Source organism: Leucobacter komagatae (genome assembly GCF_006716085.1).
Taxonomy (GTDB): domain Bacteria; phylum Actinomycetota; class Actinomycetes; order Actinomycetales; family Microbacteriaceae; genus Leucobacter; species Leucobacter komagatae.
On sequence record NZ_VFON01000001.1, the window covers coordinates 406859 to 424494 of the forward strand.

Below are 17636 nucleotides of genomic sequence, written 5' to 3' on the forward strand. Positions count from 1 at the left end.
GGGGCCGGTGGCCCCGGAGTGAAACGGGGCCGCTACCGGACCCGCTTCGCCTCGAACTGCATGCTCGGGTGGGCGTAGGCCTCCTGCGACTCGACGAGCTGCAGCTCGCGCTGGCCCGAAGCGAGCGTGTTCTCGAGCAGGGTGAAGACGCTCGAAGCGGTGCGGGCGAGGGCGTCGCCCGCGTCACCCGACGCCGTGAGGTGTGCGGTGAACAGCGCGGCCGTGACGTCGCCCGAACCGTTTGCCTTGAGCGGCAGCCGCGGCGTCTCGATGAGCCAGGCGCCGTCACCGTGGACGGCGAGCATCTCGATGACACCGTCTGACGCGCGCTCGGGCCGCTCAACGCTGGTGACGAGCACGGTCTTCGGGCCGATCTCGCGGGCGCGTTCGACCGACTCAAGCGTGGACTCAAGCGTCGTCGGCGTCGTGCCGGTGATGAACCCGAGCTCGAACTGGTTCGGCGTGATGAGGTCTGCGCGCGGCACGACGCGGTCGCGAATGAGGTTCTGCACCTCGGGGGCGACGTGGCAGCCGGAGACGGCGTTGCCGAGCACCGGGTCGCACGCGTAGATGGCGTTCGGGCTGTGCTGCTTCACGCGGTCGACCGCGTCGAGGATTGCGTCGCCGATGTCGTCGCCGCCCTGGTAGCCGGAGAGCACCGCGTCAACACCCTCAAGGCCGCCGCGCTCCTCGATTCCGGTGACAATCTCGCGGACGTCGTTTCCCGAGAACATGGGGCCGCGCCAGGCGCCGTACCCCGTGTGGTTCGAGAACGCGACCGTGTAGACGGGCATCACCTCGACGCCGATCCGCTGCAGCGGAAACACCGCGGCCGAGTTGCCGACGTGACCGTAAGAGACAGATGACTGGATCGACAGAATGCGCATTGTCCGATCCTTTCACTGGACCATCGAGTGATCCACTTCGCTTCGCTTGGGCTGGACCAATCGATCCGGGGTGTGCCGTCAGATCGCGCGTCCGGGGGAGAGGATCCCGCGTGGGTCCAACGCCCGCTTGATCTCGCGCTGCACGTCGAGGGCGACGGCGTCGAGCTGCCAGGCAAGCTCGTGCTGCTTCACCGAGCCGATGCCGTGCTCGCCGGTGATCGTGCCGTCGAGCGTGAGCGCGAGCCGCGTGATGTCGTCGATGAGCGCGTCGGCCGCGGCGATCCCGGTCGGAGTGTTGGGCGCCGCGACCTTGCAGTGCAGGTTGCCGTCGCCCGCGTGGGCGACGCTCGCGACCTCGATCCCGTGCTGCCGCGAAATCTCGGCGACGCCGGCGAACATTTCCGCAAGTCGCGAGACGGGCACGCCGACGTCGCACGCGATCTTTAAGCCGCGCGCGCTGAGCGCCGGGTTCGACTTCCGGCGGGCCTCGACAAGGTCATCGTTCGCGGCGATGGCGGCGTCCGACGCCCCGTGGGCACGGCAGATTGCGAGGATCGCATCGGCGTGCGCGGCGGCGTCGGGCCCGACGGTCTGGCCGACGAGCAGTGCGCCGCGCGGGATCCTCATTCCCGACGGGAAGACCGCTTCGATCGTCTGGACGGTGAGCGCGTCCATGAGCTCGAGCACCTCCGGCCGTGATGAAGACCCGACGATCTCGGTCACCGCGCCGCCCGCCCCGGCGAGCCCATCGAACTCGGCCCAGAACGTCACCGGGGCGCCGGGAGGAAGTGACTCGAGCCGCACGGTGGCCTCGACGATGACGCCGAGCGTGCCCTCCGAACCGACGAAGAGCCTGGTGAGGTCGTACCCGACGACGTTCTTGCGCGTCCGCGCGCCAGTGCGCATGACCCGCCCGTCGGCGAGCACGACGGTGAGCGCCGCGATCCAATCTGACGTAACGCCGTGTGCGACGCACCGCAGGCCGCCCGCGTTCGTTGCGATATTGCCGCCGACCGTGCAGGTGCGCACGCTCGCCGGGTCGGGCGGGAAGAAGAGGCCGTGCGCGTGCGCCGCCTCGTCGAGGTCGGCCGTAACAACCCCCGGTTGCACCGTGGCGAGCCGTTCCCGCGGGGAGATCTCGAGGATGGCGTTCATGCGCTCGAGCGAGACGATGAGCCCCCGATCGTACGCCGTCGCGCCCCCGACGAGACCGGTGCCGGCGCCCCTGACGCTCACGGGGATGCCTCGGGTGTTCGCCCAGGCGAGGGCATTCGACACGTCTTCGGCTGATTCGGCGAGGACGAGGGCGAGCGCCTCCCCGGCAAAAACGGTGCGTGACGAGTCGCGTTCGAACGGTGCCACTGCGGCCCGCTCGGTGATGAGGCGGTCGCCCAGCTTGACTCGCAGCTCTGCGAGGTCGCCGTCAAGATCCACGTCGCTGTTCTCCACCCGGGCCTCCTTGTCGCTCTGCTTTCCAGCGTAGCGCGCGGCCGGGCGGTGTGGCGGCCGGGCCTTCGCGGCCGTGAGAACATGAGACAGTGAACTCGCATCTGACCCCCGGCGCCGGCCGCTACGCCCCCAGCCCATCAGGGGAGCTGCACCTCGGAAACCTGCGCACCGCGCTGATCGCGTGGCTCTTCGCCCGGGGGAGTGGGCGGCGGTTTCTGCTGCGAGTTGAAGACCTCGACAGGGCCCGCGACGCAGGAACGGCTGACGCGCAGCTCGCCGATCTCAGTGCGCTCGGCATCGACTGGGACGGCGAGGTGGTGCTGCAGACGACCCGGGCGGCCGCCCACGAGGCCGCGATCGCGCAGCTGTCGAGCGCCGGGCTCGTCTACGAGTGCACCTGCACCCGCAAGGACATTCTTGCCGCCCCGACGGCACCGCACGCGCCTCCTGGCGCCTACCCGGGAACCTGCAGAGACCTCACCGAGGCCGAGCGGGCGGCGGCCCGGCAGCGGATCGCCCCGCGCCTGCCCGCTCTGCGCCTCCGGGCGCCCGCTGGAGAGACAGGCCTCGGTTTCGACGACCTCGTGCTCGGACACGTCGTCGGCGACATCGATGACCTTGTGCTCAAGCGCGGCGACGGCACCGTCGCCTACAACCTCGCAGTTGTGGTCGACGACGCAGCGATGGGCGTCGACCAGATCGTGCGCGGTGACGACCTCGCGTCGTCGACGCCGCGCCAGATCCTGCTCCAGGGGCTGCTGGGGCTCCCTACCCCGCCCAAGGTGAGCTACGCGCACGTGCCGCTTGTGCTGGGGCCGACGGGCGCGCGCCTCGCGAAGCGCGACGGCGCGGTCACTCTCCGTGACCTGGCCGCCGCGGGCACGAGCGCAGGCGAGGTACGAGCGATGCTCGCGACCTCGCTCGGGCTCGCTGAGCCGGGGGAGTCGGTCACTCCCGACCAGCTCGTCGAGCGGTTCGACCCCGCGGCGCTGCCGCGCGAGCCGTGGGTGTGGGGCCCGGCTAGCGCTTGAGCGCGCGGATCACGCGCGCGAGCGCGCGGCCCGCGACCCACACAAACGGCACGCCTACGGTGAGCAGCGCGATGATGTTCGGTTCGAACCGGGTGTGGCCATCGCGGGCGACGTACGCGCCGATCGGAACGGAGATTCCGCCGCCACCGCCGCCCGATCCCTCACCCGAGACGGTGCCGTCGGCGCCGCCACCGCCCTCGCCGGCGCCAAAGCCGTAGCCGCCGACGGCGACGGGCATGACCGTCGTGCCGTCGAGGTCGACTGGGTCGCCGTAGGCTGTGTGCACGCCGGTCTGAGTGACGGTGTCTGCGATTTGCTTCGTAATGTTGGGCATGCTCCCACCCTACTTCGAGCGTCTGGGGGCGCGAAGTGAAATCTTCGCTCGGCGCGCGCTAGATTGAGGTCTCATGACCGAGCCGTCAATACGCAGCCCTGCCGAGCCCACCGTGATCCGCACCGGGGTCGCGCCCGACGACGTCGAGTGGTGCGCCAGGCTCTGGGCCGACGCGCTCGCGGCGCGCGACGGGAGCGTCGACCGGCCGGTCATGCAGCAGCGGGTTCGGGATGCCTTTGCGGCGCCGATCGTGCGGTTCGCAATTGCCACTTCCCCGGGAGCCGGCTTCTCGCTACTCGAACGGGAAGCCGGAGAGCCTGCGAAGGCGCTACTGCACTACCTCGCTGTCGATCCAAGGAACGCGGTACCCGGGGTCGGTTCGGCGCTGTTGCGCGACGCGATCGAGCACGCGCGAGCTGCCGCCCTTGCGAGTGTGTCGCTTGAGGTGCGCACGAACAACGCGCGAGCGATCTCGCTCTACGAGCGCCACGGCTTCGTCGCGTCGGGGAGCCCGACGCCGCACCCGACGGCCGGATACCCGATGCAGCGGTACGTGCTTAGCCTCGCCAAGGGACCCGCGGTGCAGCCCTCAGGGGGGGGCTAGCGCTCCAGGGGGCTAGTCGCCGGCGCCGTGCCGCGGGCGCAGCGCCTGCGGTTCGGGGCGCTTGGGCTCGATGTCGTCGCCGGAGGAAACGTGCTTGATACGCCGCACCACCCACGGCACGAGGTGCTCCCGCGCCCACACCACGTCTTCCTTGCGAGCCTGACGCCAGGTGCGCTCGGGCAGTGGTGGCGGATCGAGCGGGCCGAGCTCGTGTGGCACGTTCAGCGCATCGAGCGCGGCGCGCGCGATGGTGTGGTGCCCAAGCGCGTTCATGTGCAGCCTGTCACCCGCCCAGTAGCGGCTGTCCTGCAGCTCCTCGATGGCCCACTGGTCGACGACGTAGCAATCGCGCCGCTGCGCCACCTTGCGAACGTTCTCGTTGAAGATCGCGACCTTCCCGCGAATCGAGCGGAACACCGGCTGGAACGCGACATCAACGCCGGTGAAAATCAGGATCGTTGCGCCCGTCTCGCTCAACCTCGAGACGATGTGATCGAGTTTTGCAGCGACCTCGTCGGGGTCGGTCCCGGGCCGGATGACGTCGTTTCCACCCGCGCACACGCTCACAAGGTCGGGCCGCAGCTCCATCGCGTTGTCGAGCTGTTCGTCGATGATCTGCTGGATAAGTTTGCCGCGCACCGCGAGGTTCGCGTAGGCAAACTCGTCGTTCTTGTCGGCGAGCACCTCGGCGAAGCGGTCGGCCCAGCCGCGGAGGCCCCCGGGGCTTTCGGGGTCAGGGTCGCCGAGCCCCTCGGTGAAAGAATCGCCTATCGCGACAAACCGCGACCACGGCAGCTCCGCGTTGTCGCCAGCCGCACCGTTCGGCCCACCAGTCTGGTGTGAATCTTGAACCACGGTCCGCGCTCCTTCTTCGTTTCTGGGTCTCATTCCCGCCGTCGTATGCGGCGTACGCTAGCTTGCTAGTGCGCAGCGCCCTAGCTTTCCCCGGTCACTTTGGGGTGGTCGCAACAGCGACGCGCTCGGGTTGCCGCGCACCAAGGCACGACTAAGCGTTCATGGGTAGTCTAAGACGTTGTGATTGAATCGGCAGAAGACGGGACTCTCCTCCCGGGAACGTTTGCCGCCGAGCATCTTCCGCCCGCCTACCCAGAGCGGGCAGCACGCGGCACCGCAGGGAACCTCCGAGCCTGGCAGCAGGAGGCCATTAACCTCTACCTTGAGCGCAACCCCAAAGACTTCCTCGCCTCGGCAACGCCGGGCGCAGGTAAGACGACATTCGCGCTTCGCCTCGCCGCAACACTCCGTGGCAACCAGACGGTGTCGCAGATCATCGTTGTCGCGCCGACAGAGCACCTGAAGGTGCAGTGGGCTGACGCGGCCGCGCGCGCGGGCATCCGCTTGAACCCGCGCTATTCGAACAGCGACGGTCTCGGCTACGGCCGGCACTACGACGGCGTCGTTGTGACCTATGCTCAGGTGGCGATGAAGCCGGTGCAGCACAGGCTGCTCACCGAGTTCACCGACACGCTCGTCATCATGGACGAGGTGCACCACGGCGGTGACGCGCTGAGCTGGGGCGACGCGATCCGCGAGGCCTACGGCACGGCGAAGCGTCGCCTGTCGCTCACGGGAACGCCGTTCCGCTCGGACGAGGCGCCCATTCCTTTCGTGCAGTACGCGCCCCAGGGTGATGGCTCGCGCATCTCCCTCACCGACTACGACTACGGCTACGGCCGAGCGCTCGCTGACGGCATCGTTCGCCCCGTGATCTTCATGGTCTACGCAGGCAAGATGCGCTGGCAAACCTCCGCCGGTGAGGAGATGGAGGCCCGCCTCGGCGAGGGCAACACGAAGGATGTCACGAGTCAGGCATGGCGCACCGCGCTCGACCCGGCGGGCGACTGGATGGGCAAAGTCCTCCGGGCGGCTGACCGTCGCCTCACTGAGGTGCGCGGCCACATCCCAGATGCTGGTGGCCTCGTCATCGCCACCGATCACGCCTCAGCGAAGGCCTACGCGCAGATGCTGCAGGAGATCTCGGGTGAAGAGGTCGCGCTGATCCTGTCCGACGACGCCGGCGCCTCGGAGCGCATCGACAGCTATTCGGCGGGCACCTCCCGGTGGATGGTCGCGGTGCGCATGGTGTCCGAGGGCGTCGACGTTCCGCGCCTCGCCGTCGGCGTGTACGCGACGAGCTCGTCAACGCCGCTGTTCTTTGCCCAGGCGATTGGTCGCTTCGTGCGTTCCCGCCGCCGTGGCGAGGTCGCGTCGGTCTTCATTCCGAACGTGCCGCCGTTGATGCTGCTTGCAGCGCAGCTTGAGAAAGAGCGCAACCACGTGCTTGAGGGGCCGAAGTCGGCCGAGGAGATGTGGGACGCCGAGGCCGCGCTCATGGCGGAGGCCGAGCGCGAGGATAAAGCATCGTCCGAGCTCATCGAAGACGAGTTTAAGTACCAGGCGCTCGAATCCGACGCCCACTTCGACCGCGCGGTCTTCGACGGCGCAGAATTCGGTGGCTACGCCGAGGTCGAAACTGAGGAAGAACTCGACTTCCTCGGGTTCCCCGGCATCCTCGAGCCGCAGGAAGTTCGCGCGCTGCTCCAGCAAAGGCAGTCGAAGCAGGCAAGGCGGAGCGCCCAGAACCAGGGCATCCTTGAGCACGCGCCCGAGAAGGCCGAGGCCCCCGGCGCCCTGCACCGGACGCTACAGGAGCAGCGCAAGCTGCTCTCGAGCCTCGTTGGCATGTACTCCCGGGTGAGCGGCGAGCCGCACAAAGACATTCACAATGAGTTGCGGCGCTCCTGCGGCGGGCCTGCCGTTGCGCAGGCCTCGGTCACTCAGCTGCAGAAGCGCATCGATCTGCTGAGGCGGCGCCTGCGCCCGTAGGGTGGAGCACATGGCAAAGAAAGCGGCAGGTGCGACGCCTGCGATGGTGGCGCTCACAAAGCTGGGCATTGACTTCGCTGTGCGCGGCTACACTCACGACCCCGGAGAAACCGACTATGGGGGAGAAGCGGCGCGCGAGCTCGGTGTCGATGCGCGGCAGGTCTTCAAAACCCTGCTCGCCGACGTTGACGGAGCCCTCGTCGTTGCGGTCGTGCCAGTCTCAGGCAAGCTCGACCTGAAGGCCCTTGCGGCCGCCGCCCGCGGAAAGCGGGCACAGATGGCTGACCCGGCGATCGCCGAGCGCAAGACCGGCTACGTCGTTGGCGGCATTAGTCCGCTCGGCCAAAAGACGCGTTTGGCTACAGTCATAGACATATCCGCGCCCGGGTTTCCGACGATTCTGGTCTCCGGGGGGCGCCGTGGGCTCGATATCGAGCTTTCGGCGGACGATCTTGCCCGCGCGACCGGCGGAAGCTTCGCGCCGATCGCAAAAGCCTGAATCTGGCACAGATCGTTGCTGGCATTGGGATCCGGGGGTCATTCCCTGCGAAAACGAGGCCGCGCCGCGCCCGGCTTCACGGGGTGATTCGCAATGCGCCAACGTTCCATGCTAAATTATTCCCTGTTCGGCCGGTGAGAAACCAGCCAAACAGATTCGCGCGGATGGCGGAATTGGTAGACGCGCTAGCTTGAGGTGCTAGTGCCCGTATTAGGGCGTGGGGGTTCAAGTCCCCCTTCGCGCACGCGAATCGAGTAAGGCCCCTGCTTCGGCAGGGGCCTTCTTGCATTGTGTGGTGCCGCGTCTCTGGGGCTGCCGGCCCGCCCAGCACCAGCCCGCGGCCCCCGGCCACGCCCTGCGGCCGATTCACCCGGTTGGCGCCGATGTGCCCGCTTGTTACGCGTATTTTCCGGGTGCACCGGTGCGGAGCGGGTACATCGGGGGTGGAACGGGGTCGGGCATACTTGACGCATGACGGAGTCTTCGGCCATAACTCACTCAGACGGTCACGCAGGGGAGCGCCATTCCTCAAGCACTCTTCGCATTGTGGTGCTCTACCTCGTTGGGGGCGCGCTGCTCGCCGGGGTGACGCTGTGGCTCGGTGGGTGGCTGTTCCCGACGCCCGGCCTCCGCTGGCTGATCGCCCCCGCGACGGTACTCGCGCTCCTGGCGCTCGCCCTCGGCACTCGCCGTAGCCCAGAGCGGCTCCGTGCCATCATGCTCTCTGCACTCGCCGGGGCGCTGCTCTATCTCTTCAGCCTCGCCGCCGGGGCGATGCTTACGGCGCAATCGCACGAGGCGACCGCGGCTCAACTCCTCGAGGGGTCAATCTGGGTCCCGTTCGCGATGCTGCTGATGACCGGCCTCCCGCTCGTCGCGTTCATTGTGTGCGTCGTCGTTGGCGCTCTCCAGCGCCTCATGAGGCGCCCACCGCGCACCGGTGAGCGGTACCCGTAGCGGGGAGCCAACCTTGGGCTCCGGGAAAGCTGGCCTCGCCGGCTGAGCCGGCTGAGCCGGCCGAGCCGGCCGAGCTATCCTTGCCGGCCGCCGTTGCCATCCGGGCAAGTTCAAGGGTGGCACGTGGCCGCCGCGTGCTACGTTCGTTCAATGGCTCATCTTGATATCGCGGCGGTGAGCTATACGCTCTCAGACGGCCGACCGCTCCTCTCTGAGGTCTCGTTCTCGGTCGGCGAGGGGGAGCGCGTCGCGCTCATCGGAGCGAACGGTGCGGGCAAGAGCACGCTGCTCAAGATTGTGATGGGCGAACTGAAGGATGAATCTGGTGCGGTCGCCCGCACGGGGTCTGTCGGAGTTATGCGTCAGTTCATCGTCGGCGGAACCGTTCACGAGCTGCTGCTCTCAGTGTCTCCGCCCGCGCTCAGGGAGGTCGCCGAACGCCTCATCGCCGCTGAGGCCCGCATGACGGAGACGGGCTCGACGAAGTCGCAGATGGCCTTCGCCAACGCGGTGACGGCATGGGGTGACGCGGGTGGGTACGACGCCGAGGTGCTCTGGGACACGTGCACGGTTGCGGCCCTCGGCATGCCGTATGACGACTGCCGGGACCGGCCGCTCGCGACCCTCTCCGGTGGTGAGCAAAAGCGGCTCGCGCTTGAGGCGCTGCTGCGTGGGCCAGACGAGATCCTTATTCTTGACGAGCCCGATAACTCGCTCGACGTGCCGGGGAAGCGGTGGCTCGAAGACCAGCTCCGGGCGACCGAGAAGGGCATCCTGTTTGTGAGCCACGACCGCGAACTCCTTGCGCGGACGGCGACCACCATCGTGACGTTGGAGCTCGGGGCCGCGGGCAGTACCGCTTGGAGCCATCCCGGAAGTTTTGGCAGCTACCACGAGGCCCGCGAACGCAGGTTTGCGAGGCTTGAGGAGCAGCGGAAGCGCTGGGACGAAGAGCACGCGAAGCTGCGCGAGCTCATGCTCATGTATAAGCAGAAGTCGGCGTACAACTCAGATATGGCTTCGCGGTACCGCGCAGCACAGACCAGGCTCGCGCGGTTCGAGGACGCAGGTCCGCCCGAAGAACAACCCCACGACCAGCACCTCGAGATGCGATTGCGGGGCGGGCGAACGGGCAAGCGCGCGCTCGTGTGCGAGCAACTGGAGCTCGTCGGGCTCATGTTCCCGTTCGACTTCGAAGCCTGGTACGGCGACCGCATCGCTGTGCTCGGCTCGAACGGCTCAGGGAAATCGCACTTCCTGCGCTTGCTCGCTGCGGGCGGCACCGACCCCTCTCCCGAGCACGCTCCGGTCACGGAGGCCGAGATCGCTCCCGTCGAGCACGAAGGCCTGGCTCGGCTCGGTGCGCGCGTGCGGCCGGGCTGGTTCGCGCAGAACCAGGGGCGCCCCGACCTGCACGGCCGCACGCTGCTCGAGATCTTGCACCGAGGTGACGAGCGCCGAGCGGGCATGCCGCGCGAGGAAGCCGCTCGCGCGCTCGCCCGCTATGAGCTTGCGCGGGCGGCCGAGCAACTGTTTGAGTCGCTCTCGGGCGGTCAGCAGGCTCGCTTCCAGATCCTGCTGCTTGAACTTGGCGGCGCGACCCTGCTGCTGCTCGACGAACCCACCGACAACCTCGACCTGGTGTCGGCCGAGGCGCTCCAGCACGCGCTCAGCCTGTTCGACGGCACGGTGATCGTCGTCACCCACGACCGCTGGTTTGCGCGTGACTTCGAGCGCTTCCTCGTCTTCGGGAGCGATGGTGACGTGCGCGAGTCGGCCACGCCAGTCTGGAGAGAGACACGGGTCGAGCGTGATCGCGGGGCGCGATAGTGGGTGCGCCGAACCTGCTTGGTGCCCTGTACCGCGCTCGCAGCGTGGCACTCGTGCTCTCGACGCTCGGCCTCCTCGGTGGGGTAGTCGTTCGCCTCGCGCTACCCGCGGGTGGTGCCGCCGACGTCGCGGGGGTCGTCGCCCTGGTCTCGGCGATCGGGTACGCGGCCGCGATCGCGCTCGCGTGGTTCGGCGGTCGGCGCATCGCGGCGCGCGAGCGGGAGGCTGCGCCTCTCTGGGTCGCCGCGCCCGTGGGCGGCCGGTGGCTCGCGCTCAATAGCCCCGCGACGCAGGTGCCGAGCCACGGCGTTCGAGGCTACGGGCAGTCACACGCCGTCGACCTCGTGTACGCGCCGCACGGGGCAGTTCGGCCCGAGTACGGCTCTGGACCAGCAATGCGCCCTGCGAGCGATTTCCCGGCCCTTGGGGAGCCCGTGCACGCGATGATCGACGGTGTCGTGGTGCGGGCGACCGGCTGGCGGCGCGACCACCGCTCACGGTCGTCGTCGGCCGCCATGATCTATCTCATGATTGAGGGCATGCTGCGTGAGCTCGGAGGCCCCGGCTTCGTGATTGGGAACCACGTCGTCATTCGAGGCGAGGGCGGGCTGGATGGCGTGTACGCTGCGGTCGCGCACTTGCGTCGCGGCTCGCTCCGGGTGAAGCCCGGCGACCGGGTGACCGCGGGCCAGGTTGTGGGTGAGTGCGGGAACTCGGGGAACTCCTCGGAGCCGCACGTGCACGCACAGCTCATGGATCGCCGCTCGTTCGTCACCGCGCAAGGGATCGCGATGGCCTTTACCGGGCTTACGATCGAGCAGCCGAACGCGGCTCCGAGCGGTGGTTCGAACGATGATTCAAACCAAGTCGAACCGACCGTGCCAGGCATGCCGCGCTCGGGAGAGTTCTTGACGGCTTAGGGCGCGCTATCCATCCGCGCGAACGCCGCGTCCGGTGCTACCGAGACGCTCAAGCAGCGCGTCGGGCACGAGTCTCGCGATCGGCCTGAGCGCGCGGTAGCGCCAGTCTGATACGAGCACCGGTGTGCCCCGGTGCAGCGCCTTGAGGCCCTCGCGGGCGACGCGCCCGGTATCTGCCCAGGCGACCGCGGGAAGGTCGGGAAGGTGATCCTCGCCCATGCGCTCGTGGAATTCGGTCGCGATCAGGCCGGGGCAGAGCGCCGTCACGCGCACGCCGCGACGGCGATAGCGCGTGCTCAGGGAGCGGGAGAGCGAGACCACGGCGCCTTTCGCCGCGCCGTAGCTGCCGCTCGGCATGAACGCGGCCGCGCTCGCGACGTTCAGGATCCAGCCTTGCCCGCGGGCGAGCATGCCTGGGACTGCGGCGTGGGCGAGGCGCAGCGGAACCCACGAGAGGAGTTCGTGGAGGCGGCGCTCGTCGGCGATGGCGCTCTCCTCGAAGCTCGCGTACACACCGAAGCCGGCGTTGTTGATGAGAATGTCGATGGGTGCGTCGCCGTCCGCGAGGCGGGCGGCAACGGCGTCGAGCCGCGCTTCATCAGTGAGGTCGGCGGTAAGCACCTCGACGCCCACGCCGTAGCGGCCTCGGAGGACGTGCGCGAGCCGCTCGAGCCTGGCACTGTCACGGGCGACGAGTACGAGATCAATTCCGAGCGCCGCGAGCTGCCGCGCAAACTCCGCCCCGAGCCCGGCAGACGCACCCGTCACGAGCGCTCGATAGGCCACGAAGCTGCTAGCCGCGCTTGGCAGCTGCCCGCTTGGCGGCCTTGTCGATCTGCTCCTGGATGTAGGGGAGCGGATCGATCGGTACGCCGCTGCGGCGCAGCGCGAGGTGGAGGTGGTCGCCGAAAGACATGCCGGTGTTGCCGACCTTGCCAATGAAGTCGCCGATCTCGATCTTGTCGCCGACCTTGTGGTCGTGGGAGTCAACCTGCATGTGGCAGTAACGGCTCGTGAGGGTCTCGCCGCTCACGTTGTGCTGCAACTTGATTGAGAACCCGCACCCATCGGTGGCGTAGCCGGCCTCGATGACCTGGCCCGAGCCGATGGCGAGCACCGGAGTGCCGCCGGGCGCCGCGATGTCTTGCGCGTCGTGGAACTGCTCAACGGGGGCGGTGCGGTAGGCGAAACCGTCGGTGAGCGGGTACTCGCGGTCGAAGGCGAAGCGAATCTCTGTCGAGTCGAGCGATGCGGGGTCGACGAGGCCAGCCTCAGGCGTGAGCTGCTTGTACGATCCCGGGTCAACGCCGAGCTCGACGGAGCCGATCGCGTCGAGCGCGTCCTGGCTGTTTGTGACGGCGGAGCTCTGCAGCTCCTGGTCTGAGCGGGCCGCGGGGGCGGCAGCAGCCGCCACGTCGCCGAACGCGCTCGTGAATGCGGGGAGCGTGGTCGTGACGGCGAGAGAGCCGACGCACGCGAGGGAGAATGTTGCTGCCAACAGCTTCTTTGCTGTGGGGCGCTTCGGCTTTGCCGTTTCGGGAGTCGTGGGGGAGGGCGTTGCCGCGGCCTCCTGTGTGCCGCCGAGTACGAACTCGGGGAGCGGGGTGAGAAAGAGGCCCGGTGTTGCTGGCGGGGTGACCGGCTGGTCGGGGGCAAGAGTTGGTGCGGCTGCGGGCGTCGGTTCTGCTGCCTCGGCGGCAGGCGTCGCTGTTGCCTCGGGGACTGGCGTCTCTGTTCCCTCAACGGCAGGCGCCGGTGACTTCGCTGGCTGCAGCGCCTCGTTTGACTCTGCGGCCGACGCCTTCTCGCGCCGTTGGCGGGCCTCGCGGAGGGAGCGCCGGCTCGGGTACGAGGCCGGCTGTTGCGGGGGAAGAGACATGTAGTGAGAGTCAGCGGTCATTTGTCTTATCGAGGGTTCCGGCCGCTTCACCCGGCCCCTCGAAGCTTGAATCATGCAACCATAGCAAACCGCCGGCGGCCCCGGAAAGCTCACCCGCCGGTGACGCCGGTCGGACAGAGGCTGAACGCGACCGGAGAATTGCGCAACGATTTTGCAACGATTCGATTACGCTTCGGCTAAGAACCGTGTGGTTATCGCTCGGAAACCCAGGGGAATCAGGTGTTTTCGCTTGTCTGTGCCGGACCTAACTCAAGGCGGCGCCCGCGCCACCGCTCTCGAAGCCAGCGGTCGTGCGAGGCGAGCACCACGGTTCCTGGGAAGTTCGTGACAGCGCGCTCGATAGCGTCGGCGAGGCTGAGTGAGAGATGATTTGTCGGCTCGTCGAGCAGCAGCACGTCGGGTGGATCAGCGATGAGCGTCGCGAGCGCCAGGCGCCTGCGCTGCCCGACACTCAGGGTCTCGACAGGCACCGCTTCGTCGCGTGCAGCGAGTAGCCTCAGTGCGCTGAGCGGCACCGCCTCGGCGATCTTCAGGCCAACAGCCTCTGCGTAGACCTCCGCGACGCTGCGGTCTCCGCCGCTTCCATGCGGGCCGGCGAAGGTCGAGTCTTGCTCCAGGATGCCGACGCGGGTGCCCGGTGCGAGATGCACCGCACCAGTGTCGGGGGAGCGCAGCCTCGCGAGCACGGCCAGCAACGTCGACTTCCCGGCGCCGTTTGCCCCGGTGATGAGCAGCTTCTCGCCGACCCGCAGGGTGAGTGTGGTCGGTGCGAGGCGCCCCGCAACGCTGATCCCGACCGCGGCAACGACGGGCTCTGGAATCGGCGCTGCTGGGATCGGTTCTGCAGCGTTTGGCGCGGACGGGGCGCCGAAGCCCGCGAACGTGAGCTCGCGAGGTGGCTGCGCGACCTGCCGCACCGCAAGCTCGTCGAGTCGCGACCTGGCGTCGTTGACTCTGCGGGCGACGACCCGGGCGTTGCGGTCGGCATAGAACTTCGTGGCGATGCGGCTTTCTGTGCGCGGCTTCCACTCTTCATGGCCAACGATCTGGTTCGACCCCACGGAAGCCCGCAACCTGCGAAGCTCAGCCTGCTCAGCCGCGTACTGCGCTTCCCACCGCTTGCGCGCCAGGCTGCGCGCCGCGAGGTACTCGGAGTAGCCCCCGGTGAACCGTGTGACGCCGATCCCTGAGCCAGTCCCGTCTTGCGCGAGCGCTGCCGCAACGGAGTGCTGCCTCGGGGCCGGGTCGAGGTCGACGAGCGAGGTCGCGGCCTCGTCGAGGAATGCGCGGTCGTGGCTCGCAAACATGACGGGGCCTCGCCAACGGCTGAGCGTGAACACGACGTACGCTGTGGCGCGGTCGTCGAGGTGATTCGTCGGCTCATCGAGCAGGAGTACGTCGGGCGAGTTGAGCAGCGTCCACGCAAGTGAGAGGCGGGCGCGCTGCCCTCCAGAGAGCTCAGCGGTCGCCCTGTCTCGCGGGATCTCACTGATCCCGAGCCCTGCGAGCGTCTGCTCGACACGGGTCTCGAGTTCCCACGCGCCGAGGCGCTCAACATCATCGAGCGCCTCGGAGTACGCGCCCTCCCGTGCTCGAGTCTCTCGGGCGTCACCGGGAAGCGCGAGTGCCTCGGATGCGCGATCAAGGCGGAGCGTGGCGGCGCGCACCGGGGCGGTCGCGGCTGCGAGGGCGTCACGGATCGTGGCGGCCCCAGCGAACGGTGGCTCCTGGTGCAGCAACCCGACCCGCGGTGCTCGACCGCCGGGGGTCATCACCGTCACGGCGCCTGCGGAGGGGGAAAGTGCGCCCGCCGCGATGCGTAGCAGCGTCGACTTCCCCGAGCCGTTCTCGCCTATGAGCCCAACGCGCGCTCCGGAGGCAACAGAGAAACTCACGTCGGTGAGCACGCGGCGCGCACCAAAGGCGTGCGAAACGCCATCGAGGCGGAGGTGTGTCTCGGCGGTTGAAGCGGTCACTGTGGGTCCCCTGACGTTTCGGTCACTGCCGGGATCGCGCGCGTCGCAGCTCTCCGATCTTCACGGTTACGACGCCCGCGACGATGAGCGCGGCCCCGAGCCACTGGAGCGGCGTCGGAATGACCGAGAGAAGTGCGATCGTCCAGACGATGCCGAACAGGGGTTCAGAGTACCCCGTGAAGCTCGCCACCGTCGCACCGAGCCGCCGCGAGGCAGCGACACCGAGCAGGTACGACAGCACCGTTGAGATGAGCACCATGCCGGCGACGACGAGCCACGGCGACACCGACCTGCCAGCGATCACGGCCGGCGCGGCCGTCACGGTGAATGGGAGTACCCCGAGGGCCCCGGCGATGATGAGAGGAACTGCGCCAACGAGCAGGCCGAGACCGACGAACGGCAGCGTCGGGATGCCGTGATTGCTCGATGCGCCGGTCGCGTAATACGCGGCGTTCCCTGCGGCCGCGATGAGCGCGAACGCGACGCCGAGCGGGTGCAGTGAAACGCCCGCGAGTACGCCTGAGATCGCGACGACACCGGCGATAGCGATTCCGGCGCCCAGCAGAGTGACGGCGGAGGGGGCAACCCTGCTGCGCGCCCACATCCAGAACACGAGCATGACCGGGCCGGTGAACTCGATGAGTAGCGCGAGGCTCGGCGGGATGAACTGCACCGCGAGGAAGAATGCGAGCTGGCAGCCCGCCACGGCAAGCACTCCGAAGACGACGAGCTGGCCCCAGGCGTGGCGCACGAGCTGCCAGCGGCCCCGCATGAGCACGAGCGTCGGGCCGAGCAGCACGAGTGCCGAGAGTGTGATGCGCGCCGTCGTCGCGGCGCCTGCAGACCAGCCGGCGGCGAGCAGTGCACTGGCGAAGATCCCGGAGAGCGCGAACGAGGCGGCGGAGCCGATCGCGAGGAGGAAGCCCGCAACCGCGGTGTTCTGTGCGGGGTGGGTCGCGTGCATCGTTGCCTCTCGAATTGTTCCCCGGGCGGGGACACTCGAAGAGAGGCTATCGCGTTCGGAGGGGCGAACGGGCGTTCGGGCGGGCTATGGTGGAGGTATGGCACCAGAGCTCGATGTTGAACTGTCAGAAACCGCGCGAATCGCTCGCGACCTTATTCGGATCGATACGTCGAACCGTGGGGAGGGCGACGCGAATCCCGAGCGCCCAGCTGCGGACTATGTGAGTGCGTTCCTGCGCGATCTCGGGCTCGACCCCGTGACGATCGAGTCGGATCCCGGGCGCGCGAGCGTCGTCGCGCGCGTCGCGGGCGCGCAGCCCGAGCTCCCGGCCCTCGTGCTCCACGGGCATCTTGACGTCGTTCCCGCGGACCCGGCCAACTGGACAGTTGATCCGTTCGAGGGCGTTGTGAAGGACGGGCTCCTGTGGGGTCGCGGCGCGGTCGACATGAAAGACATGGACGCCATGATCCTTACCGCGATCGCTGAGCTGCTGCGCGCGGGGGAGAAGCCGCGCCGCGACATCATCCTCGCGTTCTTCGCCGACGAGGAGAACGGTGGCGTTTACGGGTCGCACTACCTCGTTGAGCACCACCCAGAGCTGTTTGCCGGCGCTGGCACCGCGATTAGCGAGGTCGGCGGGTACTCGATCGAGATCGCAGGCCAGCGCGCGTACCTCGTGCAGACAGGGGAGAAGGCGCTCGACTGGATCAGGCTGCGCGCCCGGGGCACTGCGGCCCACGGTTCGCGCGTGTGGCACGACAACGCTGTGACGAAGCTCGCAGCCGCTATTGCTGCGCTCGGCGGCCACGAGTGGCCGATCGCACTGTGCGACACGACCCGCGAGCTGCTCGATGAAATCGCGACGCTCGTTGGCGCAGACCTCACGGAGATCAACCCCGAGGAGATGGTGCTCAGTCTCGGCAAGGGGGCTGGGTTGATCCAGGCTAGCCTGCGCAACACGACGAACCCGACGGTACTGAAGGCGGGCTACAAGCACAACGTCATCCCGGATACCGCGGAGGCCCTCGTCGATGTGCGCACCCTGCCCGCCGAGCGTGATGAGGTGATCGCGAAGATTCGCGAGATCGTCGGACCCGACATTGAGATCGAGACCGTGCACTCCGACATTGGGCTCGAGGTGCCCTTCGCGGGCGAGCTCGTCGAGGCGATGAAGGCCGCGATCGAGGCACACGACCCTGGCGCGAAGGTGCTGCCGTACCTGCTGAGCGGGGGCACCGACAACAAGGCCCTCGCGCGTCTCGGCATCACGGGGTACGGCTTCGCCCCGCTCAGGCTGCCGGCCGACCTCGACTTCCCCGGGATGTTCCACGGGGTCGACGAGCGCGTGCCCCTTGACGCGCTTGACTTTGGCCACCGCGTGCTCGCAGATTTGCTCCGCTCCTACTGATCCCCAAGCCCCGTTGGGCTAGTCTGGACG

16 protein-coding genes and 1 tRNA gene are annotated in these 17636 nt (G+C 68.3%); 9 read left to right on the plus strand and 8 right to left on the minus strand.

Annotation, left to right across the window (positions count from 1 at the left end; translation table 11 throughout):
- Nucleotides 1-32 precede the first annotated feature (32 nt).
- Nucleotides 33-887 carry a pyridoxal kinase PdxY gene (gene pdxY / locus FB468_RS01830; protein ID WP_141885842.1) on the minus strand — a complete coding sequence of 285 codons (855 nt, stop codon included), beginning with the start codon at nt 885-887 and terminating at the stop codon, nt 33-35.
- 78 nt (nt 888-965) lie between these two features.
- Nucleotides 966-2336, minus strand: a complete 1371-nt coding sequence (locus tag FB468_RS01835; RefSeq protein WP_246055686.1) for an FAD-binding oxidoreductase — start codon at nt 2334-2336, stop codon at nt 966-968.
- A gap of 89 nt (nt 2337-2425) precedes the next feature.
- On the opposite strand from FB468_RS01835, the gene gluQRS reads away from it, so the two are divergent.
- Entirely contained in the window at nt 2426-3367 is a 942-nt protein-coding gene (gluQRS, locus tag FB468_RS01840; RefSeq protein ID WP_211359062.1) for a tRNA glutamyl-Q(34) synthetase GluQRS, read from the plus strand.
- Here the strand turns inward: gluQRS and FB468_RS01845 are convergent.
- Nucleotides 3357-3701: a hypothetical protein gene (locus FB468_RS01845; RefSeq protein WP_141885844.1), complete on the minus strand. Its 345-nt coding sequence runs from the start codon at nt 3699-3701 to the stop codon at nt 3357-3359. The genes gluQRS and FB468_RS01845 overlap by 11 nt on opposite strands.
- A 73-nt stretch (nt 3702-3774) precedes the next feature.
- On the opposite strand from FB468_RS01845, the gene FB468_RS01850 reads away from it, so the two are divergent.
- A complete protein-coding gene (locus FB468_RS01850) occupies nt 3775-4305 on the plus strand; it encodes a GNAT family N-acetyltransferase (protein ID WP_211359063.1) in 531 nt (176 codons plus the stop codon).
- A 12-nt stretch (nt 4306-4317) separates the two neighbouring features.
- On the opposite strand, the gene FB468_RS01855 is transcribed toward FB468_RS01850, so the two are convergent.
- A complete protein-coding gene (locus tag FB468_RS01855; protein WP_246055687.1) occupies nt 4318-5160 on the minus strand; it encodes an SGNH/GDSL hydrolase family protein in 843 nt (280 codons plus the stop codon).
- 180 nt (nt 5161-5340) lie between these two features.
- Here FB468_RS01855 and FB468_RS01860 point away from each other — a divergent pair, with 180 nt between their 5' ends.
- The 6 genes from FB468_RS01860 to FB468_RS01885 all read left to right on the plus strand — a co-directional run bounded on the left by FB468_RS01860 (nt 5341) and on the right by FB468_RS01885 (nt 11358).
- Entirely contained in the window at nt 5341-7152 is a 1812-nt protein-coding gene (locus FB468_RS01860; protein ID WP_425460803.1) for a DEAD/DEAH box helicase, read from the plus strand.
- Between the two features lie 10 nt (nt 7153-7162).
- Nucleotides 7163-7651, plus strand: coding sequence for a Cys-tRNA(Pro) deacylase (ybaK, locus tag FB468_RS01865; protein WP_141885846.1), 489 nt, complete (start codon nt 7163-7165; stop codon nt 7649-7651).
- 158 nt (nt 7652-7809) lie between these two features.
- Nucleotides 7810-7895, plus strand: a tRNA-Leu gene (locus tag FB468_RS01870).
- 227 nt (nt 7896-8122) lie between these two features.
- On the plus strand, nt 8123-8608 hold the full coding sequence (locus FB468_RS01875) for a hypothetical protein (RefSeq protein WP_141885847.1): 486 nt from the start codon (nt 8123-8125) through the stop codon (nt 8606-8608).
- A gap of 150 nt (nt 8609-8758) precedes the next feature.
- Nucleotides 8759-10438 carry an ABC-F family ATP-binding cassette domain-containing protein gene (locus tag FB468_RS01880; protein ID WP_141885848.1) on the plus strand — a complete coding sequence of 560 codons (1680 nt, stop codon included), beginning with the start codon at nt 8759-8761 and terminating at the stop codon, nt 10436-10438.
- Nucleotides 10438-11358 carry a M23 family metallopeptidase gene (locus FB468_RS01885; protein ID WP_246055688.1) on the plus strand — a complete coding sequence of 307 codons (921 nt, stop codon included), beginning with the start codon at nt 10438-10440 and terminating at the stop codon, nt 11356-11358. Before FB468_RS01880 ends, FB468_RS01885 begins: the two co-directional genes overlap by 1 nt.
- Before the next feature lie 6 nt (nt 11359-11364).
- On the opposite strand, the gene FB468_RS01890 is transcribed toward FB468_RS01885, so the two are convergent.
- The 4 genes from FB468_RS01890 to FB468_RS01905 form a co-directional block, all read right to left on the minus strand.
- Nucleotides 11365-12144, minus strand: coding sequence for an SDR family NAD(P)-dependent oxidoreductase (locus FB468_RS01890; RefSeq protein ID WP_141885849.1), 780 nt, complete (start codon nt 12142-12144; stop codon nt 11365-11367).
- A gap of 7 nt (nt 12145-12151) precedes the next feature.
- The gene (locus FB468_RS01895; RefSeq protein WP_141885850.1) at nt 12152-13237 is read right to left on the minus strand and encodes a M23 family metallopeptidase; all 1086 of its coding nucleotides are present in this window, start codon (nt 13235-13237) and stop codon (nt 12152-12154) included.
- Between the two features lie 236 nt (nt 13238-13473).
- On the minus strand, nt 13474-15234 hold the full coding sequence (locus FB468_RS01900; RefSeq protein WP_281290251.1) for an ABC-F family ATP-binding cassette domain-containing protein: 1761 nt from the start codon (nt 15232-15234) through the stop codon (nt 13474-13476).
- Nucleotides 15235-15256: 22 nt separating this feature from the next.
- Complete coding sequence (locus FB468_RS01905) at nt 15257-16198, minus strand: EamA family transporter (protein WP_141885851.1); 942 nt, start codon at nt 16196-16198, stop codon at nt 15257-15259.
- Nucleotides 16199-16295: 97 nt separating this feature from the next.
- Between FB468_RS01905 and FB468_RS01910 the strand changes: the two genes are divergently transcribed.
- Nucleotides 16296-17606: a M20/M25/M40 family metallo-hydrolase gene (locus FB468_RS01910; protein ID WP_141885852.1), complete on the plus strand. Its 1311-nt coding sequence runs from the start codon at nt 16296-16298 to the stop codon at nt 17604-17606.
- The last annotated feature ends 30 nt before the right edge of the window (nt 17607-17636 follow it).